At 61.9% G+C, this 24802-nt stretch carries 20 protein-coding genes; 11 read left to right on the top strand and 9 right to left on the bottom strand.

Annotated elements, in window-relative coordinates:
* Positions 1-12: 12 nt before the first annotated feature.
* A complete protein-coding gene (locus tag AC19YS_RS20890) occupies positions 13-1635 on the bottom strand; it encodes an MFS transporter (RefSeq protein WP_500602551.1) in 1623 nt (540 codons plus the stop codon).
* Positions 1636-1737: 102 nt separating this feature from the next.
* Positions 1738-3384 carry a GMC family oxidoreductase gene (locus AC19YS_RS20885; protein WP_500602550.1) on the bottom strand — a complete coding sequence of 549 codons (1647 nt, stop codon included), beginning with the start codon at positions 3382-3384 and terminating at the stop codon, positions 1738-1740.
* A 155-nt stretch (positions 3385-3539) separates the two neighbouring features.
* Here AC19YS_RS20885 and AC19YS_RS20880 point away from each other — a divergent pair, with 155 nt between their 5' ends.
* Positions 3540-4433, top strand: coding sequence for a LysR family transcriptional regulator (locus tag AC19YS_RS20880; RefSeq protein ID WP_106579936.1), 894 nt, complete (start codon positions 3540-3542; stop codon positions 4431-4433).
* Positions 4434-4617: 184 nt separating this feature from the next.
* Here the strand turns inward: AC19YS_RS20880 and AC19YS_RS20875 are convergent, their stop codons facing one another.
* The 4 genes from AC19YS_RS20875 to AC19YS_RS20860 all read right to left on the bottom strand — a co-directional run bounded on the left by AC19YS_RS20875 (position 4618) and on the right by AC19YS_RS20860 (position 9666).
* On the bottom strand, positions 4618-6477 hold the full coding sequence (locus AC19YS_RS20875) for a DUF3857 domain-containing transglutaminase family protein (RefSeq protein WP_500602595.1): 1860 nt from the start codon (positions 6475-6477) through the stop codon (positions 4618-4620).
* A 156-nt stretch (positions 6478-6633) separates the two neighbouring features.
* Positions 6634-7734 (bottom strand): DNA alkylation repair protein, encoded by a 1101-nt coding sequence (locus tag AC19YS_RS20870; RefSeq protein ID WP_500602549.1) that lies wholly within the window; start codon positions 7732-7734, stop codon positions 6634-6636.
* A gap of 16 nt (positions 7735-7750) precedes the next feature.
* Positions 7751-9097: a glutamine synthetase family protein gene (locus tag AC19YS_RS20865; protein WP_119735508.1), complete on the bottom strand. Its 1347-nt coding sequence runs from the start codon at positions 9095-9097 to the stop codon at positions 7751-7753.
* Between the two features lie 11 nt (positions 9098-9108).
* A complete protein-coding gene (locus tag AC19YS_RS20860; RefSeq protein WP_106580015.1) occupies positions 9109-9666 on the bottom strand; it encodes a helix-turn-helix domain-containing protein in 558 nt (185 codons plus the stop codon).
* Between AC19YS_RS20860 and AC19YS_RS20855 the strand changes: the two genes are divergently transcribed.
* The 3 genes from AC19YS_RS20855 to AC19YS_RS20845 all read left to right on the top strand — a co-directional run bounded on the left by AC19YS_RS20855 (position 9665) and on the right by AC19YS_RS20845 (position 11742).
* Complete coding sequence (locus tag AC19YS_RS20855) at positions 9665-10072, top strand: nuclear transport factor 2 family protein (protein WP_500602548.1); 408 nt, start codon at positions 9665-9667, stop codon at positions 10070-10072. The genes AC19YS_RS20860 and AC19YS_RS20855 overlap by 2 nt on opposite strands.
* A 90-nt stretch (positions 10073-10162) precedes the next feature.
* Positions 10163-10471 (top strand): RcnB family protein, encoded by a 309-nt coding sequence (locus AC19YS_RS20850; protein WP_106579940.1) that lies wholly within the window; start codon positions 10163-10165, stop codon positions 10469-10471.
* A gap of 77 nt (positions 10472-10548) precedes the next feature.
* Positions 10549-11742 (top strand): MFS transporter, encoded by a 1194-nt coding sequence (locus AC19YS_RS20845; RefSeq protein ID WP_500602547.1) that lies wholly within the window; start codon positions 10549-10551, stop codon positions 11740-11742.
* Here the strand turns inward: AC19YS_RS20845 and AC19YS_RS20840 are convergent.
* From AC19YS_RS20840 to AC19YS_RS20830, 3 genes are all read right to left on the bottom strand, one after another.
* The gene (locus tag AC19YS_RS20840) at positions 11705-11977 is read right to left on the bottom strand and encodes a DUF1652 domain-containing protein (RefSeq protein WP_106579942.1); all 273 of its coding nucleotides are present in this window, start codon (positions 11975-11977) and stop codon (positions 11705-11707) included. The genes AC19YS_RS20845 and AC19YS_RS20840 overlap by 38 nt on opposite strands.
* 14 nt (positions 11978-11991) lie before the next feature.
* Positions 11992-12243 (bottom strand): CsbD family protein, encoded by a 252-nt coding sequence (locus tag AC19YS_RS20835; protein ID WP_106579943.1) that lies wholly within the window; start codon positions 12241-12243, stop codon positions 11992-11994.
* 131 nt (positions 12244-12374) lie between these two features.
* A complete protein-coding gene (locus AC19YS_RS20830) occupies positions 12375-13871 on the bottom strand; it encodes a PAS domain S-box protein (protein WP_200624916.1) in 1497 nt (498 codons plus the stop codon).
* 172 nt (positions 13872-14043) lie between these two features.
* Here AC19YS_RS20830 and AC19YS_RS20825 point away from each other — a divergent pair, with 172 nt between their 5' ends.
* The 7 genes from AC19YS_RS20825 (at position 14044) to AC19YS_RS20795 (ending at position 24685) form a co-directional block, all read left to right on the top strand.
* Complete coding sequence (locus tag AC19YS_RS20825) at positions 14044-15012, top strand: hypothetical protein (RefSeq protein WP_500602546.1); 969 nt, start codon at positions 14044-14046, stop codon at positions 15010-15012.
* Positions 15013-15094: 82 nt separating this feature from the next.
* Positions 15095-15898: an AraC family transcriptional regulator gene (locus AC19YS_RS20820; protein WP_200624918.1), complete on the top strand. Its 804-nt coding sequence runs from the start codon at positions 15095-15097 to the stop codon at positions 15896-15898.
* 221 nt (positions 15899-16119) lie between these two features.
* Positions 16120-17004, top strand: a complete 885-nt coding sequence (locus AC19YS_RS20815; RefSeq protein WP_200624919.1) for a PhzF family phenazine biosynthesis protein — start codon at positions 16120-16122, stop codon at positions 17002-17004.
* A 135-nt stretch (positions 17005-17139) separates the two neighbouring features.
* The gene (locus tag AC19YS_RS20810; protein ID WP_119735503.1) at positions 17140-17760 is read left to right on the top strand and encodes a transglycosylase SLT domain-containing protein; all 621 of its coding nucleotides are present in this window, start codon (positions 17140-17142) and stop codon (positions 17758-17760) included.
* A gap of 146 nt (positions 17761-17906) precedes the next feature.
* Entirely contained in the window at positions 17907-23606 is a 5700-nt protein-coding gene (locus AC19YS_RS20805; protein ID WP_500602545.1) for a membrane-targeted effector domain-containing toxin, read from the top strand.
* 119 nt (positions 23607-23725) lie between these two features.
* Positions 23726-24070 carry an FKBP-type peptidyl-prolyl cis-trans isomerase gene (locus AC19YS_RS20800; protein ID WP_119735500.1) on the top strand — a complete coding sequence of 115 codons (345 nt, stop codon included), beginning with the start codon at positions 23726-23728 and terminating at the stop codon, positions 24068-24070.
* 12 nt (positions 24071-24082) lie between these two features.
* Positions 24083-24685 (top strand): GNAT family N-acetyltransferase, encoded by a 603-nt coding sequence (locus AC19YS_RS20795; protein WP_214247613.1) that lies wholly within the window; start codon positions 24083-24085, stop codon positions 24683-24685.
* The last annotated feature ends 117 nt before the right edge of the window (positions 24686-24802 follow it).

Genomic DNA, 24802 nt, shown 5'->3' with positions numbered 1-24802 from the left:
GCGTCTTGAAGATCAGTTGTTATTGATGTCCACATGTCGGGTTTCCTTAAGGCAGAACAACCCCACAATCAGACTTACGCCGGTGACCACCACCGGGTACCACAGGCCATAGAAAATGTCGCCGGTGTACACCACCAGGGCAAATGACACAGTCGGCAGGAAACCGCCAAACCAGCCGTTACCGATGTGATAGGGCAGCGACATCGAGGTGTAGCGGATACGCGTCGGGAACAGTTCCACCATCAACGCTGCCAGTGGGCCGTAGCACATGGCGGCGATCAGGATCAGCACCACGATCAGCACCACCACCATGACCTTGTTGACCTGTGCCACATCCGCCGAAGTCGGGTAGCCGGCGAGTGTCACCGCACCGCGCAGGGCCGCTTCGTCGTAACCGTCGATGCGCACGTCACCCACGCTTACCTGCACCGGGCTGCCGGCCGGCGCCGCAGAACTGCTGTACGGCAGGCCTTGCTTGACCAGGAAGGTCTTGACCTTGTCGCACGGGCTGTCAAAACGCGCCTTGCCCACCGGGTCGAACTGGAAGGTGCACGTGGCCGGGTCGGCCAGCACGGTAATCGGCGCCTGATGGCTGGCCTGGTCCATCGCCGGGTTGGTGTAATGCGCCAGGCCCTTGAAGATCGGGAAGTACAGGGCGGTCGCCAGCAGCAGACCGAGCATCAGCACCGGTTTGCGCCCGATTTTGTCCGACAGCCAGCCAAACAGGATAAAAAACGGCGCGCCGATCACTACGCTGATAATCAGCAGCATATTGGCCAGCGCCGGGTCCATTTTCAGGAATTGGGTGAGGAAGAACAGCACATAGAACTGCGCCGCGTAGAACGTCACCGCTTGCCCACCGTTGATGCTGAACAGCGCGATCAGCACCACCTTGAGGTTTTCCCATTTGCCGAACGACTCGCGGATCGGCGACTTGCTGGCCTTGCCTTCCTCTTTCATTTTCAGGAACGCCGGCGACTCGTGCAGGCTCATGCGGATCCAGGTGGAAATGCCCAGCAGCACGATGGAAAACAGGAACGGAATCCGCCAGCCCCAGACTTCAAACTGGTCGCCGGTGAAGTAACGGCAAGCCAGCACCACCAGCAGCGACAGCAGCAGGCCGAGGGTGGCGGTGGATTGAATCCAGCTGGTGTGCAGGCCGCGTTTGCCGGCCGGCGCGTGCTCGGCCACATACGTGGCTGCGCCGCCGTACTCACCGCCCAACGCCAGGCCTTGCAACATGCGCAGCACGATCAGGATGACCGGCGCGGCAATGCCAATGCTGGCGTAGGTCGGCAGCAGCCCGACACAAAACGTCGCCACGCCCATCAGGATGATGGTGACGAGAAAGGTGTACTTGCGCCCGATCATGTCACCCAGGCGACCAAACACCAGCGCGCCGAACGGCCGCACCACAAAGCCTGCCGCGAAGGCCATCAAGGCAAAGATAAACGCCGTGGTGTCGTTGACCCCGGCAAAGAACTGTTTGCTGATCACGGCCGCCAGAGCGCCGTAGAGGAAAAAGTCATACCACTCGAACACCGTCCCCAGAGACGAGGCGAAGATGACTTTTCTTGATTCGCTGCCGGTGCTCGCACGAGCGGCCGAGCCCAGGGGTTGAGCATGTTCTGACATCGGGTAACCCTCACAGTGATTATTTATTGTTGTTCCACTGTCGGCGCCAACCTCGGCGCCGGTTGTCTCTCTGTAGGCGCCGGCCAGCCGGACACCTGCAGGTCACGCGGGTGTGGTTATTTCTCTTTCCGGGGCAAGATTCCTTGTGTTCGGCGAAAGGATCAACTGCGCAGCTTTCTCCGCAATCATCAGTGTAGGTGAGCAGGTGTTACCCGACGTGATGCGTGGCATCACCGAAGCATCGGCGATGCGCAAACCCGGCACGCCATGTACGCGCAGTTGGGCATCGACCACAGCGTCTTTGTCGCTGCCCATGCGGCAGGTGCCCACCGGATGGAAAATCGTCGTGCCGATGCGCGCGGCGGCTTCGTGCAGTTGCGCTTCGGTCTGCAATGAATCGCCCGGCAGGTATTCCACCGGCTTGAACTGGCTCAAGGCGGGTGCGGCGACGATGCGGCGCGTCAGGCGAATCGCGTCGGCGGCCACGCGCAAATCTTGCGGATGGCTGAGGTAGTTGGGCCGAATCAACGGCGCATCTGCCGGGTTGGCCGAGCGAATGTCGATACGGCCGCGACTTTGCGGGCGCAGGTCGCAGACCGAGGCGGTAAACGCCGGGAACGCATGCAACGGCTCGCCAAAACGCTCCAGTGACAGCGGCTGCACATGGTATTCAAGGTTGGCCGAGGTCTGTTCGGGGCCGGAGCGGGCAAACGCGCCGAGCTGGCTGGGCGCCATCGACAGCGGGCCGCTGCGGTCATACAGGTAGCGCAGGCCCATGCCCATTTTGCCCCACAGGGTGCCCGCGATCTGGTTCAGGGTGCGCGCGTTTTCCAGTTTGTAGATCAGGCGCAGTTGCAGATGGTCCTGCAGGTTGCCGCCCACGCCGGGCAGCTCATGCACCACGTCGATGCCCAATGGTTTGAGCACATTGGCAGGGCCGATCCCCGAGCGTTGCAGGATGCCCGGCGAGCCCACGGAACCGGCGCACAGCACGATTTCCTTGCGCGCTTTCCAGCTCATCTGCTGGCCGTTCTGACGCCCGAGCACCTGGGAGGCTCGGCCGTTTTCCAGCACCACGCGGTCCACTTCGACCTCGGTCAGCACGTTGAGGTTGGGCCGCTGGCGGATCGGCTTGAGAAACGCCTTGGCCGCATTCCAGCGCACGCCGGCCTTCTGATTGACCTGGAAATAGCCGCAGCCCTCGTTATCGCCGGTGTTGAAGTCGCTGATCGGCGCGATGCCGCTTTGCGCCGCTGCATCGCGAAAGGCATCCAGGATCGGCCAGTGCAGGCGCTGTTGCTCCACGCGCCACTCGCCGCCGTCGCTGTGAAATTGCGAACCGCCGGCGAAGTGGTTTTCGCTTTGTTTGAACAGTGGCAGCACGTCTTTCCAGGCCCAGCCCGGGTTGCCCTCGGCCGCCCAGCCGTCGTAATCCTGGGCCTGGCCGCGCATGTAGATCATGCCGTTGATCGATGAGCAGCCACCCAGCACCTTGCCGCGTGGGTAACTCAACGCACGGCCTTGCAGGCCTTCCTGGGCTTCGGTCTTGAAGCACCAGTCGGTGCGTGGGTTACCGATGCAGAACAGGTAGCCGACGGGAATATGGATCCAGGGGTAATTGTCGCGGCCGCCAGCTTCAAGCAGCAGCACGCGGTGGGCGGGGTTGGCGGACAGTCGATTGGCCAGCAGACAGCCTGCGGGGCCGGCGCCTACTACCACGTAATCGTATTCAGCAGCTGCAATGGGCATCTGAGGCCTCGCTTGTTTTTCTTATTGGCTCCATCCTAGTTGTTAGTTTTCGTCTTAAAAATGTTAGTTTTTACCCAGCTGCTGTGCGTTTTTAAACAGTGCCTGTAACCACTGACATGAGCGCAACTACTGACTGTCCACGCAAGGGAGGCGATATGTTCGACTGGAACGACCTGCGGTTCTTTCTCGAATTGCAACGCAGCGGCCGCTTGCTCACCGCTGCCCAGCGCCTGAAAACCACGCACGCCACCGTCGCCCGGCATATCGAGGCCATCGAAAAGAGCCTGGGGACTGCGCTGTTTGTGCAGCACGCACAGGGTTACGAGCTGACACCGTCCGGCGAAGCCCTGCTCAAACACGCTGAGGCCATGGAAAACGTCGCGTTGCTGGCCGAAGACGAACTCACCCATTGCGCCGCGCCCCTGGGCAAGATCCGCCTCGGCGTGGCCGAAGGGTTGGGCGTGATGTTTCTTGCCAGCCGCATGGGCGGGCTGTTTGAGCGTTACCCAGGCTTGGAAGTCGAACTGGTGGCCGTGCCGCGCTTTGTCAGCATTCTGAACCGGGAAGCGGAAATCAGCATTCACCTCGAACGGCCCAGCGTCGACCAGCTTGTCACGCGCAAACTCACCGACTACCGCCTCGCGCTGTATGCCAGCCGCGCGTATCTGGACCGCAACCCGCCGATTGAAAAGCGCGAAGACCTGGCCGTGCATGCGTGGATCGACTACGTGGATGACCTGCTGTTCAGCCAGGAACTCAAATTCCTCAGCAGCTTCTGCCGCAACCCCAAAGTGGTGTTCCACAGCACCAGCGTGATCGCCCAGCACCAGGCGGCGCGCTCGGGGTTGGGCATCGCTGTGTTGCCGTGCTTTATGGCGGCGGGTGATCCGGACCTGGTGGCGTTGCTGCCGACGGAGGGCATTCAGCGCAGCTACTGGATCAGCTCACGCCGGGAGCTGCACAAATCGGTACGGCTGCGGGTGTTGTGGGATTACGTGGTGGAGTTGTGCGCAAGGGAGCAGGGGTTGCTGCTCGGCGAATCCAGCTGAAGAAACCGGATCACACCTGTGGGGAGCGGCGCTTGCCTGCAACACGGCATCCCTCTGATGGCATGAGATCCACGTGTGAGAGCTGGCTTGCCTGCGATGCAAACACCTCGGTCGATCAGGCATGACCAGTGGATGCCATCACAGGCAAGCCAGCGCCCATATTGGATTTGCGTTTACGCTGCCGTCAGAGCTTTACCACCTGATGCACCTGTTCGGCACACGTGCGCGCCTCGTCAATCATTTTGCCAAACGCTTCGCTGGCGACCTCGGCGTGAGTCAGCCAACGCGTTTTCTGGCTCAGGCGATAGTGATAACGCAGCCCGTTGTCCGTGCGCGTGCCGTCCAGGTCCAGGTCGTACCAGGGCGAGCGCACCTGGCAGCCGGGGATGGCTTTTTCCATCTTCGCGCCAGTCAGCGTGAAGCTGTAGTCGTAGGTCTGCGGGTTGCCCAGGTACAGGTCGGCCTGTTGATTGTGACGGCGGTAGTTGATGAAACCATCCCAGCGCCCGTTGAGTGACTCATCGGTATAGACGTAGTCGTTCGCGAGTTTTTCCAGGGCACGCTGGTCGTTCAGGGTGGCGTGAACAGCGTAGCCGTCGTGCACCACAAAGGCTGTGGGTTGGCGGGTGATCTGGCAGTCGCTGATCTCGTTGCCAAAGTGCGCGCAGAGGTTCTGGTCGGTGGCAGTGGTGCCTTGTTGGCGGTCATCCACGCTCATTTGCATCAGCGGCAGGCGGCTGAAGGTGATGGTCGCCTGGGTGGCACCATTGCCCTGTTTGTCGAAGTGCACCTGTTTGTCCAGACGCAGGGCGGTTTCGGGGCGTTCCAGCGGGATCTGTTCTTCGCGCACTTGGCCCTGAGCATTGTTGACCAGCACCCAGCGGTCCTGGATGTCGGGCAAGGTCTGGCCTGGGGCGAACACCGGGTTGGTCGGGTCGAGCCACCAGACCTGGCCGTCCACTTCGGCGCGCACGATCGCATGGTTCGGTGCATTGGTGCCGGGGATCAACAAGGCATATGCCACGTCGCCGCGGCTGACCCAGGCGGTTTCAGCCTTGATGCCGCTGGCCTTGAGCATCGCCGTCAGCAGGATCGCGAGGTCCTTGCAATCGCCATAACCGTGCTGCTCGATTTCCGCCAGGTTGAACGGCACGTAGCCGCGCTCTGTAGCGCGCCAGTCGCCCAGGTAGCGGTAGTGATCGTTGATGTGCTGCATCAGCGCGGCCACCTGTTCTGCCGGCGCCAGGCCGCCGACTGCAGCCACTGCCGCGGCGGCTTGCGCAGGCAGCCTGGCGGCAAGTATCTGGTTGTAACGCTGGGCAAAATCACCGAAATACGCCTGGCGATCCACGGTGCTGCCCACTTCCAGGCGCGGAATGCGCTGTAGCGCAGCGCTGGACGATTCGTTGATGTAGTTGAGGTAGGTCGGGGCTTTTTGCTCCACGTCCAGCGTCTTGCCGTTGGCCGACGGGGTTACGGTGAAACCGTCGAACAGCTCACTGCGCCACTGGATCGGCCGTTCGGCGGTAAAGCGCGCCTTGACGTGGTCGCGACGGAACGCGCTGGGGCCGAAGGTGAGGGCATAGTGAAACTGACTCACCAGCGGTTTGGCCGCGCGATGTTCGCGCACGGTGAAGCGAATCTGTGTGCCCACGCGCAGGTTCGGGAAGGCCAGGGAGGTCTGCTTGTCACGGCTGAAACCCTGGTCCGGGTTGGGCGCGGTGCGGGTGTCGATTTGCGTGGCGTCCAGCGCCACCGGCTTGGCACCTGGCTGGGTGGAGTGCGCGCTGATCACCTCAAAGGTGTCGCCTTCGGAGTAATCGAAGTCAATGCGCGAGAGCATTTCGCGGCCGTTGGGTTTGAGGATCGTGTAGTGCTGGGTGGTGGTGCAGTCGGTGCTGGCGTCGCGGTTGAAGTGGCAATGCAGCTCGGTGTCACTGGCCAGCGGCGCTTCGGCCATGGGTTGGAGTGCGGCGTTAACAGGATGGGTAACCAGCCCCAGGCTGATGACAATCAAACAGCGGTGAAACGAAAAACGGTGCAAACGGTACATTGGCGCCTCGGGTGAAACATTGAAACAACTACCCAACGGGCAGTGAGAAGGCGCCGGATGATAATGGATCGCAACAACAAAGGCCAGGATTGTTCGACAATTTATCTGGCTGAAAGGCCCGTGCTAGAGCCTTTTGCTTGATTTGGGTCAGGGTTTTAGCAGTTCAAACTCCGCGCTGCCGAGCTGCTCGCCGTTGACCAGCACATGCACCCGATGCGTGCCCGCGTAGTGCTTGCGCGTGGTCAGCTCACGAATAGGGTGTTCGCGCCGAATGCTGTGGTTTTCGCCCGCGCCCAAGGTGAATGCCTTGAGCTTGAACACCTTGGCCGCACTGTGGCCGGCGCTTTTCACATAGTCGATGGCGTAATCCACCACCAGTTTTTGGGGCGCGGCAGCGGTGGATTCGAGGCTCAATGACAGCGTGATCCGTTCGCCCAGGTTGATCACGGCTGGCGTGACGGCCAGGTGATGAATCTTCACCTCGGCCTTGGCCCCGGCGCCGATGATCGTCAGTGCGCGGGTGTTGCCTTGCTTGATCAGGTTGCGTAAGGCGTGGCGGGCGATCCAGGCGGTGTGCGGGTTGTCCAGGTTCCAGCCTTCGATCAGGCCGAGTACCCATTCCGGATGATCCTTGGTGATGTCGTTGAGGTGGTTGGCCACCGACTTGCGCACGTACAGGCTGCTGTCGGCGTTGAGGTTGTCGAGAATCGACGCGCACAGCGCGGGGTTGGTCTGTACCTCGGCCAGGCGAAAAGACCACGGCAGGCGAGGGCGCGAGCCTTCGCTGGCCAGGCGGCGCACGTGTTCGTTGGCATCCAGCGACCATTGCTGCATGACCGCCAGGGTGCGCTGGAAGTCGTTCAGCAAGAAAGGGCGGATGGCAAATTCGGCAGAGCCAAAAGTGGTGAAGTACTTGAGCGCGGCCATGGACCGCCTGAAGTCACCCTGGCCGTAAGTTGCCACGTAGTGCGGCAGGCACAGGCACACAAACGCGCTGTTCAGGCGCGGCGCAAGGGCGTAAAGCAGCTTGAGTGTTTGCGCGTAATCCAGCGCTATCACGGCGTGCAGGGTGTCGCTGACCCGCGCCACGCGCTGCATCACCGACAACTCGGCAAGCCCGGCCTTGGCGTGCTTGAGAAAACCCTTGGCGTCGAACGCCGGGTACACCGCCGACATCTCTTGGGCGATGTGCTGCAGGCGTTCGGCGTTGAAGATTTCCTTGAGGGCTGGCGCGCTTTGCTCGGGCATCGGTGCTTCCTGAGTGTTAGAGAAACCAGCGGTATTCCCGCGCGTTGATCTCTTGTTGAAAAGCCAGATGGTCCTGGCGTTTGTTCTCGCAATACACGTCGACAAATTCTGCGCCCAGCTTATCGCGCACAACCGGCTGATGTTGCATGGCGCGCACGGCGTCGAGCATCTCAAGAGGAAAGTCGGTGCCGCTGAGGCGGTCTTCGTTCAAGGGCGCGATGGGTTCTTGCCTGGCTTCAAGGCCATGCTCAAGCCCTGCCAGGATCGCCGCCAGAACCAGATACGGGTTGGCATCCGCACTGGCCAGGCGGTGCTCGATACGCAGGTTGCGCGGGTCTGATTCGGGAATGCGCACGCACGCATCGCGGTCTTCAAAGCCCCAGCTGGCGCGGGTCGCCGCGTTGACCGTGCCACCCAGGCGGCGGAAGGCGTTGTGGTTGGGCGAGAAAATCGGCATGCAGTGCGGCAGCAATTCCAGGCACCCGGCCACGGCATGGCGCAGCGGTTGCTGCTGGTGCGCGGCGAGCAGGTTATTGCCCGCCGCGTCATAGAGGCTGACATGCACATGCATGCCGCTGCCGGGAAATTGCAGGTAAGGCTTGGCCATGAAGCTGGCACGGTAACCGTGCTTGAGCGCCACGCCACGCGTGCTGCGGCAGAACAGGGCGGCCCAGTCGGCGGCGCGCAGGCCGTCATCGAGGTGGCCGAAATTGATTTCGAACTGGCCCGGGCCGATTTCGGCGGTGATCACCGTGATATCGATGCCTTGGTCCTTGGCGGTTTGCGCCATGTCGTCGAGCACCTCGCTGAAGCGCGACAGCCGTTCGATATGCAAGTTGGGCTGGTCATCGGCGTCCTCGCTCAGCGGGTCGCGGGCGAATTGCGGCAGGCCGTTGTCGAGTTTTTTGTCGAACAGGTAGAACTCCAATTCGAAGGCCACCACCGGATGAATGCCCTTGTGCTGCAGGCGTTCGAGCACCTTGGCCAGCACTTCGCGCGGTTCGAACTCGATGGGCGCCTCGGTGCCGTCCGAGGTGATCAGCATCTGCCCCAGCGGCTGCGACTCCCAACTCACCGGCTTGAGCGTGCCTGGTACCAGACGGCGGTTGGCGTCCGGATCGCCGTCGTGGAAGCAATAATCACCAATCTTGAACAGCCCGCCCTGTGCGCCGAGCAGCACGGCGTTTTGGGGCAGCTTCAGCGGGCTGCCTGCGGCGACCTTTTCCAGCATGTCCACCGGGTAGCGCTTGCCGTAGAAATGCCCCGGAATGTCCAGGGCGATCAGGTCGACGTAACGCACCTCGGGGTGGTTCTGGCGAAAGGTCCGTACTTCGGCCAGCAATGTGGAAGACTGGTTTTTCACGGGTGTTGCTCCTAGTTGTAAACCCACAGCACGCGGGCGGGCAGGTCAGTCAGGTTGGCGTAACGGCAATGGGCGAAACTGGCCAGGTGGAAGCTGTCGCCAGGGCCAAGGGTGACCGAGTCCGGCTGGCCTTCCACCCACAGCGTCAACTCGCCCTCCAGCACAAACCCGGCCTGCTCGGCGCGGTCGCTCATGGTTTGTTCACCGCTGTTGGCGCCAGGTGCGAGCAGGCTGTCGAGCATCGAAAAGGCGCCGTTCATGCTGGGCGAGACCAGGATGTCGGTGATGCCGTTGGCGTAGTACACCGTGCGTCGCTCGTTGGGGCGCGTGACCCAGTCCACCGCCTTGGGTTTGGGCAGGCTGTAGAAGTACGTGGTGGGCACGTCGAGGGCATGGCTGATGGCGGTCAAGTCGGCCACGGTCGGGCGCGACAGGCCACGTTCGACCTGAGACAGGAAACCCACCGAGCGCTCGATTTTTTGCGCAAGTTGCGCCAGGGTGAGTTTCTTGTGTTTGCGCAGGTCGTGGATCAGCGCGGCCAGGGTGGCGAGTTCTTGTTGTTGGTTCATGAAATTTATGTCGAGAAATTTCATGAAAAATTACAGGATTAATTTCATGGGGGCAAGGCTGATGGATCTTGAAGCGCATCTGTTTTCGTTAGAGCAGGCGCTGCAGCAGAGCACTACACGCAGCGATGCCGCGCAGCTTGAACGTTTGCTGGCGGATGACTTTGTCGAATTTGGCGCCAGTGGCAATGTCTGGAGCAGTAAGGCCCAAGTGATTGCCGGGTTGCAGGATGAGGCTTTCAGTGCGCGCCGCATGACGGAGTTTGCGGTGAAAGCACTCAGTGACGGGGTGGCGCTGGTGACTTATCGCGGTTACCGCGAAGGCGTCGGGGAATCGTTGCGCAGTTCAGTGTGGCGGCAGGAAGAAGGGCAGTGGCGGATGGTGTTCCATCAAGGCACGCCGGTGTAACCCCTCGCCACAAGGATTGAAGGCGGGCTGAATGATTCCGTGCGCTCGCGGTCCGAACCTGGGTACGCATCATTCATTAAAGGAGCACCCATGAAGTCCAAAACCCTAGCTGCTTGCCTGTTGCTTACTGCGGGCCTGTCCACCGCCAGCTTTGTCGTGCAGGCCGGTGATACCCCGCAGGAAACGGTGAAGCCTTCGAGCATCAACGCGCGCGATTTGAAAGAAGGCGACCGCGCCCCGGACATGCTGATGCGCAAGGAGTCGGCCGTCAGCGACTGGAAGAAACGCGGCCTCAAGCAACCCGAAGAAGACAGCCAATGGGCCCGCGTGGGTGACAAGTTCGTGCTGCTCAAAACCACCAATGGCACGATTCTCGAGATCACGCCCGTCAAGAAATGACCGGTCTTTTTTGCCTGGTCTTGCGTTAAGGTAACCGACCCCCACAGGTCGCGTTACCTCAAACGGATGAGAGCAGGATGCTTGCCACCATCAGAAACTACCCGCGCACCGTTAACCTGTTGCTGTCCGCCACGTTACTGCTGACGTTGGCCAAGGCCATTACCTTTCCCTACCTGGTGATTTACCTCACCCGTCACTTCGGCCTCGACATTACTCAGGTCGGCTTGGTGATCGGCAGTTCGCTGATTGTCGGCTCATTGCTCAGCGTGTATGGCGGTTTTCTGGTGGACCGCGTGAACAGCTACAGGCTGTTGTTGGGCTTGAGCGCGCTGTTTGTGCTGGGGTTTATCGGCACCGTCGTGGCCCAGGGCATCTGGCTGTTCTACGGCTGCCTGATCCTGATCAACCTGGCCTATGCGGTCATCGACATCGCCATCAAGGCCGGCTTCGCCAGCTTGCTGCCCGAAGACGCGCGCAGCGAAGTGTTTTCCATCAAATACACCCTGACCAATATCGGCTATGCCGTCGGCCCGTTCTTTGGCGCAATGGTGGCCAAGGCGGATATCAGCTTACCTTTCGTCCTCTCGGCGCTCCTGGGCCTGGGGTTTTTCCTGCTGTACTGGCGCTGGGGTGATCGCAGCCTGGCCAGCGTCGATGCCACGCACAAACCGCTGGCGTTCCTCGCCGTCGGTCGTGTGCTGCTGAGCGACCATCGCCTGGTGTGTTTCACCTTCGGTGGCGTGCTCAGTGCAGTGGTGTTCGGTCAGTTCACGGCGTATCTGTCGCAGTACCTGGTGACAACCACCACCGCGCAATATACCTACACCGTGATCAGCGCCGTGCTCACCACCAATGCTGCACTGGTGATTGCCTTGCAGTATGTGATTGGCCGGCGCATCTCGCACCGCCACCTGAGCCAGTGGCTGATCGCTGGCCTGGGCATGTTTATGCTGGGGGTGATCGGCTTTGCCCTGGCCACCAGCGTGCTGTGGTGGGTGCTGGCAATGGCGGTATTTACCGTGGGGGAGATTATCGTGTTTCCGGCCGAGTACATGTTTATCGACCGAATCGCCCCTGACCACCTGCGCGGCATGTATTACGGGGCACAGAACCTGTCCAACCTGGGCGCCGCGCTGGGGCCGGTGTTGTGCGGGCTGGTGTTGGCCAGCCTGCCGGCCCACTACATGTTTTACATGCTGGGGGCGTTTACCGTCGGTGGTGGGGTGTTCTATTTCATGGGTGCGTCGTTGAAGGCAAATCATCCAACGTGAGCTTGCCGACGTTGTTGCTTTGCAATTCGTAGCGCAGCTCTTCCACCATTTTTTCCACTTCCTGCGGGGTCTGCAGCCGGTTGGTGCTGATCCCGGTCACCACCAGGTCGACCCGACCGGTCTGGGCGTCGAACACCTTGAGGGTCAGTGAAGCGTCCCGGCACAAGGTGAACTCGCAGGTCAGCGGCGACAGGCCTTCTTCGATGCAATTGCGCAGTTGAGAAAGGGTGAACATCTTGCTCAGCCTCCTCAACGACGGCGCAGCAACAGGCCCACCAGCAGGCCTACACCGGCGACGACAGCGACGGTAGCCAGCGGTTTGTTGCGGGTGAAATCACTGACGGTATCCAGCGCGTCGCCATAGGTCTGCTGCAGTTGCCCGGCGGCCTGGCGCGCAACGCCTTCGGCTTGCAAATGCTCATCACCGGTCAGGTCGCCAAGAAAACCCTGGGCCTTGCCTGCAACTTTCTCGACGGCGCCTTTGACTTGTTCGCTTTTCATAGTGCATTCCTTCAAGAGATCAAACCAATACGGCACGGGACTCAAAGCCCTGTGCCCACCCTTCAAGGTTAAGCACCTCGATCTACGCAAATAAGGCGAATTTGCACCGGTCCTACTAGTGCATTTGCACTTTATTTCTTGCTTTTTACGCGTAGTTCCCCGGCGAACAGCCCGCGTTCACGGGCCCAGACAATCGCCGCACTGCGGCTGTGCACCCCCAGTTTGGAGTACACCGTGGCCACGTGGTTACGCACGGTGTTGGGCGCCAGTTTCAGGCGCGAGGCGATCTCCTTGTCGGCCAGGCCTTCGCAGATCAAACCCAGCACATCGCGCTCACGGGCCGTCAGGTCGGTGAAGGCCACGTTCGGCAAATTGGGGCTGTTGACACTCTTGGCGTTGGCCAGTTTTTCGATCAGCGTCTGGCTGAACCAGGAGGCGTCCTGCATCACTTCTTCGATGGCCGCCACCAGCTCTAGCTCCGAGCGTTTGCGTTCGGTGATGTTCATCATTACCAGCAAATAGCACGGCACATCCTGGATCAGCACCGTGTCGGCGGAGACCACGCAATCGATCACCTCGCTGCCTTTTTTGCGCACCTTGAGGTCGAGGCCGTCGAGGTTGCCGGCTTTTTCCAGCGTCGCAAACAGCTGCGCGCCTGCCTGGGGATTGTCGATGAAGTGAATGTCTTCGATGGTCTTGCCGATCAGCTCTTCACTGGTGTAGCCCGTGATGTTCATGAACGCTTCGTTGATATCCACCACCTGCCGGTTGGCGGCGCTGCACACCAGGGTCGGCACCGGCGTCAGGCGGAACGATTTGGCAAAGCGTTCCTCGCTCTGGCGCAGGGCAATTTCCGCCTTGCGCCTTGGCTCCAGGTCGGTGAAGGAAAACAGCATGCAGTCTTCCTCGTTCATGTCCAGCGGCTGGCCCGCGACGATCACCAGTTTGCTGCCGCCTTCGGGCAGGCGCAGCTCGGCCTGCATCTGCGGGATGGTTGCACCTTCACCCAGGCGCTGGATGGCCAGGTCCTTGCGCTCGGCCTGTTCCAGCACGTCCAGTTCATACACCGAGCGCCCGATGACCTGATCGCGGCTGTAGCCGGTCATTTCCAGAAAACCCTGGTTAACCTTGATATAGCGCAGGTCGCTCAAGCGGCAGATCACGGCGGGCGCCGGGTTGGCGTTGAAGGTTTTCTCGAAGCGCTGCTCGGCGCTGGCCCACTCGGTGGCATCGCTGAGGATCAGCACCAGCAGCTCCGGCTCACCCTGAGTGTCGGTCAGCACCAGGCTGCGCAAGCGGTGCACCCAGCTACGGTTTTCGTCGGCGGCGGGGGTGACTTCCACCACCACATCGCTGAAATCTTCACCGGCTGCCACGCGGCTGAGCGGGTAGCTGTCCAGCGGCAACGGATGGTTGTTGCGATAGCGCAGCGCGAACCGCTTGGCATATTGCGCAGTATTGACCCCCAGCGCCTCGATCTCGCTGACCCCGTGCATGGTCAACGCCGCTTCGTTGGCCCAGAGGATGGTCTGGTCAACCTCGGCCAGGATCACGCCGTCGGACAATCCGGAGATGATCTGCTGCAATTGGCGGCGGTTGGTTTCTTTGGCAAGAACGTCCTGGGTCATGGTCTCTCCGGAGTATGGGCGCATGGCAGTTACGACACTCGGGCTTGAGGATAGTGCAGAGAAGTTGCCCGGCGCGGGGTGCGAATGCACCAGACGCCCTGGTGCATTTGCGCGAGGACGGCCGTCCCTGCGCTCGCCAGACTAAAACGGTCAATCACTCAAAGGATTAATCATGACCACTGTCTATGAAACCAATCGTTCACCGTTTCGCGTGTCCTGGAGCTCTGTGCTGGCCGGTAGTGCAATTGCCCTGGTGACCTACCTGGTGCTCAGCGTGCTGGGCACGGCCATCGGCGCGAGCGCGGTCGACCCGATGCAAGCCGGTAACCCGTTGCGTGGCTTCGGCACGGGCGCCGGGATCTGGCTGTTTGTGTCGACGCTGGTCGCCATTGCAGTCGGTGCATTTGTAGCGGGGCGTACCGCGCCGGATCGCGGCGGCCTGCATGGTGTGCTGACCTGGACACTGACCACGCTCTTCACCACCTGGCTGCTCGCGGCGCTAGCGTCAAGCGTGGTGGGCACGGCGGGCAATGTCGTCGGCAAAGGCCTGTCGGCTGCCGGCAGCGGCATCGCCGCCGCAGCGCCAGGCATCAGCGACAGCGTCAAGCAGCAGCTGGACGAGCAGGGCATCCACCTGGATTGGAACAGCCTGCAAGGCCAACTCGACACCTTGCTCAAGCAAAGTGGCAAGCCTGAACTGGACCCGGCCAACGTCGAGCAGAAAACCGACCAGGCTGCCGCCGACGGCAAGCAGACGGCCACGGATGCCGCGACCAACCCGGCCCAGGCCGGTGATCAGCTCAAGCAGTGGTTCGAGCGCGTGAAAGCCTCCGGTGAACCTGCGTTGAATGCGGCGGATAAAGACGCGCTGATCAACATCGTTGCGGCCCGTACCGGCAAGAGCAAAGAGCAAGCCACGCAAATCGTCGACAACTATGCGCAGGCTTATCAGCAAGCCATGCAAAAGGTCGATGAGCTCAAGCAACAGGCCGAGCAGAAGGCCCGTGAAGCAGGCGAAGTCGCCGCCAAACAGCTCTCGCGTGCAGCCTGGAGCACCCTGGCCATGCTGCTGTTGGGTGCGGCCCTGAGCTTCTTCGTCGGCCGCACGGCGTTGACCACACGCCGCGTACCGTTGGCTTAACCGTGTCAGCGGCAGGGACGCCGCTTTCCACTGATCCCAAACATGCTAGTGTCAGCGCTCCATTCCCGTGCAGTGCCTGGCGATGCGTGATATCTACAGCGTCTTCAACGCCAACGACACCTATGAAACGTCGGCCCACGCCCATGACGCGTTCATGCTGATGGTGCCCGAGCGTGGCGTGTTGCGCTTCAAGGATGAAGACAGCGGGCGCAGCGCGTCGGTGCTCAACCGCCAGTTCGTGTGCGTGCCGCCGCAGCGCAGCCATTCCTCCTCGTCACTCACTGCCCGCCAGGGCCACCTGGCGTTGTACGTCGACCCTGACTACATGCATTACGCGCTGCGCGATCTGGCCGGGGACGCCAACCGCCTGCCGCGTGCGCCCACCCTGGGCATCTGGCAAACCTCTGCGCCGCTGCACGCTCTGTTGCTGGCGAAGAAAGCCTTGAGCCAACCCGACCCCTTCGTTGATCGCCGCCGCCAACTGGCCCAGGTCGATCACTTGTTACTGCTCGAATGCCTGACGATTAGCCTCAGCCAGCCAAGCCTGCAACGCTCCTGCACAGAGCGCCATGGCGCCATGCTGGTACGTGACGTGAAAGCGTACGTCGAGGGCAATCTTGAGCAGGCGCCGGGGCTGGACGAATTGGCTGCGGTGTTTCATCTGTCGCGTCGGCACCTGACCCGCTTGTTTGCCTTGCACACTGGCGAGACGGTGCTGGCGTTCGTGCAGCGCTTGCGTGTGGAGCGCGCACAAACCCTGCTGCGGCATACGCGCATGTCGGTGCTGGAGATCGCCCACAGCGTCGGCTACGAATCACCGTCGCACCTGGCCCACGTGTTTCGGCGGGTGCTGGGCAGGTCGCCGGATGAGTGGCGGCGCGGCTGACATGCCTGGGTCACACTCGCCCCCTGTGGGAGCTGGCTTGCCTGCGATAGCATCACCGCGGTCTGACTGAACAACCGAGCTGCCACAGTTGGTTCGGTTCCTTCAAATCGATTGCCAATTTTTCATGGCCCGATCCCGCGCATGATTCGGCCCGATCCCGTGCGCTACACGGCAGTCATCGGTTCATCCTGTGTTCTTCACCCACTCAAGGGAGAGGCGAAATGACGCCCGAGGTTCACCTGGTCAATGTATTTTGCGCCGCCCCGCGCGGCGGCAACCCGGCGCCCACGGTGGTGCTGGCAGATGGCATGAGCGATGCGGACATGCAGCAGGTCGCCCGCGCCTATGGGCATGAATGTGGTTTTGTATTCGCCGCCCCCGTGGGCAGCGACTTCGATTTTGCACTGCAGTTCTGGGTGCCCAACCACGAAATGCAGATGTGCGGCCACGCCACGGTTGGCGCCATCTGGTTGCTGGACCGGCTCGGCCTGTTGCACAAGCAGCAACTGGCGCTCTGGACCTTGAGTGGGCGGGTCGATGCGCGCGTGATTGACGCAGGTACGCCACAGGTTCAGGTCGAAATCAGTCAGCCCAAGGGCCAGGTCGCCACCCTGGGCGATGCCGATGTCGAAGCCGACATTCTCTCGGTGCTGGGCATCACCGCCAACGAACTGGCGCCGTTGCCGATTCAGAACGCCTGCACCAGCCGTGTGAAAACCCTGATCGCGCTCAAAAGCGTGGCGGTGCTGGACAGCCTCAAGCCCGACTATCGCCGTATTGAGCAACTGTGCGAGCGCATCGGCTCCACCGGCCTGTACCCCTACGCGGCGTCCGACCTTGAAGGCCGACAGTTCGATGCACGGCAATTTCCCAAGTCTTCTGGCTACCCCGAAGACGCTGCTACCGGCATCGCCGCCGCCGCGCTGGCGTTTGGCCTGCTGGAAAATCAGCTGGTCAGCGCCGATGAGCGCCCGGTGCACATTCGCCAGGGCAGGGCGATGGGGCGGCCGTCGCAGATTTCCCTGCGGTTTCGCCGGGATGCGGCGGGGCAGGTTCAAGGGTGCTGGCTGGGAGGGCCGGTGGAATTTGCCGAGGCGCATTCATGAGCCTTCGGGGCTGCATCACTGCCTTGGGCCAGGTGCTGCCCGCTCCCACAGGTTATAGCGCCAAGCCGATAACCTATGTGCCTGAATGAATGCGTAAAATAGCGGCCTTTTACGCGAATCACGCAAAGGTGCCCCTTGAGCGCAGGCAAAGCCGTCGGACTGTTACTCCTCACCTCAATGCTGGCGGCGTGCGGCACCTCGCCGCCACGCACGCCGAATGATCTGTGCGGCATCTTCCGTGAAAAGGACGATTGGTACGACGCCGCCAAAGTCACGCAAAAGCGCTGGGGTGTGCCGATCCAGGTGCCATTCGCGATCATGTACCAGGAGTCCGGTTTCCATCAGGACGCCCTGGCTCCGCGCAAATATTTGCTGTGGATCATCCCCTGGGGCCGCGTCTCTACCGCCGCCGGCTATGCCCAGGCCAAGGATGAAGTGTGGAACGACTACCGCAAAAGCACGGGCCGCAGCGGTGCCAGTCGCCAGGACTTCGACGACGCCATCGACTTTATCGGCTGGTACATGGACAAGACCTACACCATCAACGGCGTGTACAAATACGACGCCTACGGCCAGTACCTGAACTACCACGAAGGCTGGGGCGGTTACCGCCAGCGCACTTACGCCGCCAAAGCCTGGCTGCCGCCGGTGGCCAGCAAAGTGCAGGCGCGCTCGCAGATGTACGCGGCGCAATATGCAGGCTGCAAGAATGATTTGGGGCGAGGGTTCTGGAGCCGGTTCTGGCATTGGTTGTAAACAACGGCGCGACCCGGCCACTCGTTGAAGGCTCAACGATGTAGCCGTGGCGCGGGAACAAGCACGCTCGCCACTATCTATCTAACACCGCGCGTACCGGCCGCTCTCCATGCTGATGCCTCTTTCATCGCATGGAGCCACGACCAATGAGCACCGCCGTTTCTGCCACATCCGTTCCTTCTTTCAGCGAGATCAAGGGTTACCTCAACCAGATCGGCCATCACGTGTTTGAGCACCCGGCGCCGCTGTTGCCCGAGCACCCTGTCGGCGCCGAGCAGGCGTATTTGCAGCGTTTGCACCGCACGCTAAGAAGCCACTGCGCGGCGCTCGCCACCACGCTGCGTGCGTTGTATCAGCCCCTGGCAACCGCCGACCTGCAGCATGCCGACGGCAAGGCATTGCTGGCGCGTCTGCGGCGCGAGTTGAACGCTCAAGTGCACGCGGCGCAAGCGCGCAGCGTGATCAGTGGCAAAGGGCTGCGCAGTTTCCTCAGCAACGAAGCGGGCATTACCGCGTTGGAGCAGGAGGCACAGCGTGACCTCAACGACCGGCTGCTGCACCCGCAGTTGGCGCGCCAGATCACGCAGATTTCACTGGGCCCGGCGTTTCGTCCCGGGCTGTATGCGCTGACTTTTACCTACCAGGCGCGGCGCATTGAGTTCGCCGGGGCGTTTGTGCTGACCACGCTCAATCATCCAGGCGTGAATTCGCTGACCGGCGGCGAATCGGTCGGCAACGTGCTGATGTTCAACCCGCTGCGCGGGATCGAATCCTTCAACTCGCTGGAAGAACTCGACCGTTACCTGCTGAACGCCATGGACAACGCGGCGTGGCGCAGCGAATTCATGGCGTTGCTGCCCAGACGCTACCAGTCCCTGGGCCCGGCCGGCATCTGGCCGCTGGCGCTGGAACCGATCGACGCGGAGCCGCTGTTCGAGCACACGGTTGACGCGTTGACGGCCAAGCGTGAGCAGGATATCGACTGGGCGCTCGACCTGGTGGAGAACCCGGGGCGCACGGCACGCGAGGTGGTCGCTGACCTCGATCAGGCCATCCAGGCGACGCTGCCCGACCTCGGCCCGCGCCTGGCGTTGCACGCCCAGCGCCTGCTTGACCGCTGCTTGCGCTACAGCGCCCCGGATTGGTACCGCAGCGCCAATACTGCGCAACGAACCCTTCTGGCCCAGTTGTTGGCTCGCTATAACCAGGCGCGCGCGACGATGCTCGACCTGCTGGGCCCGGCCGCCACGCCGCCGGCCCTGGCGCGTTATCAAGTGGTCGAGCACTTGGCCGACGAACTGGATATCCACGACCTGGACCCGGATCTGCTGCAGGTCAGCACAGGGCGTAGCGTGGCGGGTGTGGGCGACTATGAGCAGCAGCTAAGCCTGACCCTGTTGGCCTTGCGCGGGTTGCACGAGGGCGATGATGCGCCGGGGTCGGACTTCCTCACCAGAACCACGTTGACCTATGACCAGACGCCGCTGGGCGCTGAGTATCAGGACCTGACGCCGGCTTACCTGGCGAGTTTGCTGGGCCGCCTGCAACCGCGCCTGGCGTTTGCCGCCGTGCAGAAAGAAAGTCACACCAGCCCGGTGGTCAAGCAGGCGATCGAATCGATGTTCGACCACCGGCTCAACGCCCTGGCGTACACGGCATTGTTGCAAAACCATGTGAGCGAGGCCGACTACGCATTGATCCAGGCGCTGCGCGAGGGCTCCGGCGAAAACCTCAGTGCCGCTACCGTGTCGCTGCATGAGGCACAGCTCAATGGGGTGTGGCTGCTGCGCCAGACGGACGCGAAGGGTGCGGTCAAACGCTTGTTGCTGTGCACGCCCGAAGCCCCCAGCGCGACGCAGTTCCAGGCATTTGACTGCGAGGCCAGCTGCAAGGCGCACCTGCTTGGCTGGTGCACCCAGCCCGCCATGAAGGGGTATGTCATCCGTACACTGGCGTTGCGTTTTCGCCCGTCCATGCAACGGATTCTCACGGGCCTGAGCCTCAAGCCGCATGCGCAGGAGTACCACGAGGTCAGGTTCACCTTTGTTGCCGATTACGCCAGCGGTCTCAACGCCATGGCGCAACACATGCTGGCTACGCTGGACGACGACCGCACATTCGCCACGCCGCTGTGGTTCAGTTCCGCCAGCCAGGCGCAGCGCCAGACCCTCACCGGCCTGGCGCACGACGCCGAGGGCGCCTTGCGCACTTACACTGCCGATCCGCACGGCCAGGCGTTGTTCCCGACCTTTGCGACCTTTGTGCATGAGCAGGCCAAACTTCGCTTGAACGCGCTGCTCGGGCGTGCCGCGCAAGACGTCGACCCCAATACGGTCCACGTCCATTACCCGCAGGCGTTTCCCGGGCTTACGACGCCGGACTCCGTCACGTACACCCGATTGTTGCGCGACGGTTATCACGACAGCGTGGGGTTTCTGGACCCCAAGTTTGAAACCTCGGCGACCTTTACCGGCCCAGCCGGCGTCGACCTCAGGCGCTTGACGCCTGAAGCGGTGTCGCGCTCGGTGCGGGGCGTGTGGATCGGCCAGCGCTATGTCGACCTGGTGCGCAACACCCTGCAAAGTCCCAGCAGCCCCGGCTATGTATTCCGACGTAACGCAACGCTGGCCATCAGCCAATTGCAGATGCGCAACGCTGCGCTCGAATCACGCCTGCAAGGCCACCTCTCCCAGGCTGACCTGGACTGGCTCAACACCTGCCTGCAGAGCCTGGGCAATACCTCGGCCCAGGTGCGCGAAAGTTACCAGGTGCACCGGCTGTTCGTGGACGGCGAATGGGTGATCGACACCTTCCTGTTCAAGCTCGGGCATGACCCGGTGCTGCTGTACACCCCGAATGCGCCGGATGGCGTTACCTTTCGCCATGCACGCCTGTTCAACCATGTGTTGAAACACGTGGATGGCATGGTCGGTTACCTCGCCGAGCGGGTGGGCACACAGGCACAGGCCCGCGTGCGTGGGTTTCTGGAGAACGCCAAAAAACAACTGCCGCAAACCCTGGATCGCAGCCATCCCAGCCCTGGCCGGTATGATCCGATCAGTCGTGAGACGGTGGTGATCAACCTGCGTCAGGCGCTGTACGACGCCAAGTTGCAGCGCAAGATAGACGACGTCGAGGCAACCTCCGTCAACCGTGCGCACATGATCATGGACCTGGTGTGGAGCGTTATCGAACCCCTCGTTGCCGTTGCCACCGCGCCTTACCCGGTGCTGAGCCTGAGCCTGGGCATGCTGCTGGCTTTCAAGGATGGGATGCTCGCCCTGCACGCGTATAACCAAGGGCAGATGGGTGAAGCCTTCGGGCACTACCTTGGCTACCTGCTCAACAGCGCCGGCGCGGTATTCACCGATTTGCGCCCGGCGCTGATCAGCCCGCTGGGCAAGCCGATACGTCCGCTGCGGCATACCGCGCCGCAGGAACAGGCGTTGTCGTTGATCAAGCAATTGGAGGCACCAACGCCGGCCCTCGATGATCTGCAAGCGGTGATGTTCCAAGGCCAGGCGTTATGGACCCGCAAAACGCCCGACGCTCTGGGGCGTTTCCTGCTGCTCAGGCAGGATGCTGCAACCGGGCATTTGCAGTCCACTGGCAGGCTGGTCCAGCGTAATACTCAAGGCCAGTGGAGGCGTGCCGGTGTTGCGGGCGGCGCGCCCAAATATGAAAAACTGCCCGTCGCCGCCAGCCCGCTGGAGCGTTACGAAACCCCGCAGGCGCTGTTGAAAGACCTTGAGCATGTGGTGACCCCTGGCGCCGTGGAGGCGGCCTTCGCGCGCATCGCCGACCCGTATGGCGAACAGGTCGCCAGGGATATCATGGGCAAGCAGCTGTTCCACCTGCGCGCGCCGTATGGCACGGCAGTGGACAACCTGACCCGTGACGCCAACGCTTACTTTGATGCCTTGGCCCCGATTGTGCCCCGGGCCGATGTACTGAGTGTTGAGCCTGATGCCCTGCATGAAGTCATCCTGCAAAAGCTGCTCAGTGAAAGCAAAGGGCTGGTAATTGGCGCGAGTGTGGATTCGATTGCCAGCAAGCAGTTCCTGATCGACACCCTGCAAACCTTGCATGAGCGTGGCGTGCGGCGTCTGTACATCGAGTACCTGCCCGCCGATGTGTTTCGGGTCAAGCTGCAAACACGCCACAGCGCCAAGGCGTCGAAGAGCATCGACACGCACCTCAAGGGCGTCGATAAAGCGTTGGGCATGCCCAAGGACAGCGCCTATTCCTATCAGACGCTGGTGCAGGCGGCGTCTGACAACGGCATCGAGGTAAGGGCGCTGGATGCGTCCACTTCCTACTATCTGGACGATGCGTTGGCGGGAGGCACCACCTCGGTGCTCACGCCTCGGGAGAACCGGCTGCGCAACTTCTATTCACACAAGGTGATCGCCGCCGACGTGGCGGCCCACCCTGACGACGGTTGGGTGGCGCTGGTGGATCACCGGCGCATGAGTACCCACGGGCAAGTCCCTGGCCTGGCCGATCTGCACAGCGCCGTGAGCCTGCGTGTCGAGGATGTCAGCGTTGGCACGCCGGTCGGGGTGTGGAAGGACACACCCGGCTCGATTCCCGACGATGCGTTGGCCAAGGCTGATTTCAGGATCACCCTGCAGACCGCTTACACCCAACCCCAGGCGCAGGCGTTGGCGCCCCCGGCGCAGCACGGTTACAGCGTGTTCGAAATGCCCTGCGCGCTGCGTGAAGCGTTGCGCACGCTGAAAGACTCGCCAAAGGGTCTGGATTCGCGGTACTTCCCCGGCAACCCAGCGCTTCGACCGGCCTACGCGGCCTTCCAGCGGACTCGCGAACGTCTCGACGCGGCGGCCGGCGCGCACTTCAAAACCTATGTGCCGCCCGCCAGCGCGCCGCAGCCACAGCTGTCGCCGGGCCTCACCGTGCGGGAGTTCTTCGAGCGCGCCTATGCCCATTCAAACGGGGTAGTGATCGGCGAGGCGCACAGCCTGCAATCGAGCAAGGCGCTGTTGATCAAGGAATTGAAGACCATGAAGGTCAAGACGCTCTATGTTGAGCACCTGCTGACGGACCTGCATCAGGCGGACCTTGATGCCTTGTACCAAGGCAGTCCGATGTCCAAGGCGCTCAAGGACTATCTGCGGATACAGGACCGGGGGCACATGCTGGGCTATAAAGGGCCGCACACTTACACCGCGGTGATCGAAACGGCCGCCAAGTACAAGATTCGCGTGCGTGCGCTGGATTGCTTCGCCAGTTACTGCGTCGACGGCATGCCGGATAAAGCGACGTCGCGCACGGCGATGTTCAGCTATTTTGCCAATGAGGTTATTACTCAGGATCAAGTTGCCCATGGCCCGCATCGCTGGGTGGCGTTGATGGGCAACACCCACACCGACACGTTCCTGGGCGTGCCTGGCCTGGCAAGGTTGCAGGGCGCCATCAGCCTGCATGTCAACGAAGTGGCGCCCAGCCAGCCTGTCGGCTTGCGGGTGGGAAAATGGGAGGCGGCCAACAAGCCCCTGCGCCCCGATGAATGGGTAGCCATGCGCAGTGACTTTGCCCTTGATGTCGCGGTGGCCGGCCGCACGCCCCCGGAGGCGTTCAAGCCCGCCGACCGCTCACGTCTCAGGCACACCGGGCATTTTTTGATCGAGCGTCCGACGCCCGACCAGACGCTGCTGGTGCATCGGTCGCGCAGCGGCGACATCGTCACCACGCCGATTCAGGTGGATGAGCGCGGGCACTTCTTTATTGATCGGTGGGCGCCGCTCCAACACGAGCGCTATCTTTATCAATTCCATTTGATCGAGGCGCTGCAACTCCACATGGGCTTGCGCCCGGCGCCTTGAGTGGCTGCGAGCGGGCAGGGGGCATTGCTGCCCGCACTTCGTTGGGCCGTGCGCAGGTGCTTGCCAAACGCCGGTGATTCTGGGAAAACGCCCACCTTCTGGTATTTAACGAGCACCCCATGAGCAACCAAGACCTTCAGATCACTGACATCCGCCTGGGCGACGGTAAAACCGTGGTCAAGGGCGCACTGATTACCACCCAATACACCGGCACCCTGGAAGACGGCACGGTGTTCGATTCGTCCTGGGAACGCGGCAAGCCATTTCAGTGTGTGATCGGCACCGGACGCGTGATCAAAGGCTGGGACCAAGGCTTGATGGGCATGCGCGTTGGCGGTGTACGCACATTGTATGTACCGGCGCACCTGGCGTATGGCGAGCGTTCGATGGGCGCGCACATCAAACCCAACAGCAATCTGCGTTTTGAAATCGAGTTGCTGGAAGTGCTGACGCGCGATGACTGAGGGAAAATGAACATGGACGTTGATGTTGAGGCGCTGCCGGGCTGCTGCGTCGCGGGCATCCGGGTGGTCGAATTGCTGGGCAGCGATGCGGCTGAGCTGCAGCATTTTTTCGAACAGGCGCCGGCCTATTTCATCGCGGTCAATGGCGAGCCGGCCACGCCGACTGAAGCGCGCGAAGAACTGCAGGGTTATTTGCCGGCAGGGTGGCGCTGCAGCCGGATGTACTGGCTGGGTTACCGCGATGCGCAGGATCAGTTGGTCGCCGTGGTGAACATTGCGGCGGACTTGCTCGCTGCCGGGGTCTGGCATATCGGATTGCTGCTGGTGCATACGCGTTTGCACGGCACCGGGCTTGCGCGACAGTTGCATGCCGATCTCGAATCCTGGGCGGCGAGCAAAGGCGCCCAATGGCTGCGGCTGACGGTGGTGGTCGGCAACACCAGGGCCGAGCGGTTCTGGCCCAAGCTTGGGTATGTGCCGGTGCGCACCCGCGAAGGCATTACGATGGGGCGACAGGTGAATACGGTGTCGATTCAGGTCAAGGCAGTGGCGGGTGGCCGGATGGATGAATACCTGGAGAAGGTCGAGCGCGATCGGCCGGGTACGCCGTCATAACCGGTGTACATAAACCCGGTGCACAGGGGCCATTTCACTCTCATCTTTGATCGGGGTGACGTCCGGAGAAGGGTTCCTGAACTCACCCTGAAGAAGCGGCCTGTTCGTCATCGGTAA

Source organism: Pseudomonas sp. MF08831 (assembly GCF_059862645.1).
The sequence above is the reverse complement of the archived record's forward strand: the minus strand, read 5'-3'. Positions and strand labels throughout refer to the sequence as shown.

What these genes read in the sequence shown, in the direction of transcription:
- AC19YS_RS20890 (WP_500602551.1), bottom strand. Translation starts at nt 1,635, where the DNA reads ATGTCAGAACATGCTCAACCCCTGGGCTCGGCCGCTCGTGCGAGCACC.
- AC19YS_RS20885 (WP_500602550.1), bottom strand. Translation starts at nt 3,384, where the DNA reads ATGCCCATTGCAGCTGCTGAATACGATTACGTGGTAGTAGGCGCCGGC.
- AC19YS_RS20880 (WP_106579936.1), top strand. Translation starts at nt 3,540, where the DNA reads ATGTTCGACTGGAACGACCTGCGGTTCTTTCTCGAATTGCAACGCAGC.
- AC19YS_RS20870 (WP_500602549.1), bottom strand. Translation starts at nt 7,734, where the DNA reads ATGCCCGAGCAAAGCGCGCCAGCCCTCAAGGAAATCTTCAACGCCGAA.
- AC19YS_RS20855 (WP_500602548.1), top strand. Translation starts at nt 9,665, where the DNA reads ATGAAATTTATGTCGAGAAATTTCATGAAAAATTACAGGATTAATTTC.
- AC19YS_RS20860 (WP_106580015.1), bottom strand. Translation starts at nt 9,666, where the DNA reads ATGAACCAACAACAAGAACTCGCCACCCTGGCCGCGCTGATCCACGAC.
- AC19YS_RS20850 (WP_106579940.1), top strand. Translation starts at nt 10,163, where the DNA reads ATGAAGTCCAAAACCCTAGCTGCTTGCCTGTTGCTTACTGCGGGCCTG.
- AC19YS_RS20845 (WP_500602547.1), top strand. Translation starts at nt 10,549, where the DNA reads ATGCTTGCCACCATCAGAAACTACCCGCGCACCGTTAACCTGTTGCTG.
- AC19YS_RS20840 (WP_106579942.1), bottom strand. Translation starts at nt 11,977, where the DNA reads ATGTTCACCCTTTCTCAACTGCGCAATTGCATCGAAGAAGGCCTGTCG.
- AC19YS_RS20835 (WP_106579943.1), bottom strand. Translation starts at nt 12,243, where the DNA reads ATGAAAAGCGAACAAGTCAAAGGCGCCGTCGAGAAAGTTGCAGGCAAG.
- AC19YS_RS20830 (WP_200624916.1), bottom strand. Translation starts at nt 13,871, where the DNA reads ATGACCCAGGACGTTCTTGCCAAAGAAACCAACCGCCGCCAATTGCAG.
- AC19YS_RS20825 (WP_500602546.1), top strand. Translation starts at nt 14,044, where the DNA reads ATGACCACTGTCTATGAAACCAATCGTTCACCGTTTCGCGTGTCCTGG.
- AC19YS_RS20820 (WP_200624918.1), top strand. Translation starts at nt 15,095, where the DNA reads ATGCGTGATATCTACAGCGTCTTCAACGCCAACGACACCTATGAAACG.
- AC19YS_RS20815 (WP_200624919.1), top strand. Translation starts at nt 16,120, where the DNA reads ATGACGCCCGAGGTTCACCTGGTCAATGTATTTTGCGCCGCCCCGCGC.
- AC19YS_RS20805 (WP_500602545.1), top strand. Translation starts at nt 17,907, where the DNA reads ATGAGCACCGCCGTTTCTGCCACATCCGTTCCTTCTTTCAGCGAGATC.
- AC19YS_RS20800 (WP_119735500.1), top strand. Translation starts at nt 23,726, where the DNA reads ATGAGCAACCAAGACCTTCAGATCACTGACATCCGCCTGGGCGACGGT.
- AC19YS_RS20795 (WP_214247613.1), top strand. Translation starts at nt 24,083, where the DNA reads ATGGACGTTGATGTTGAGGCGCTGCCGGGCTGCTGCGTCGCGGGCATC.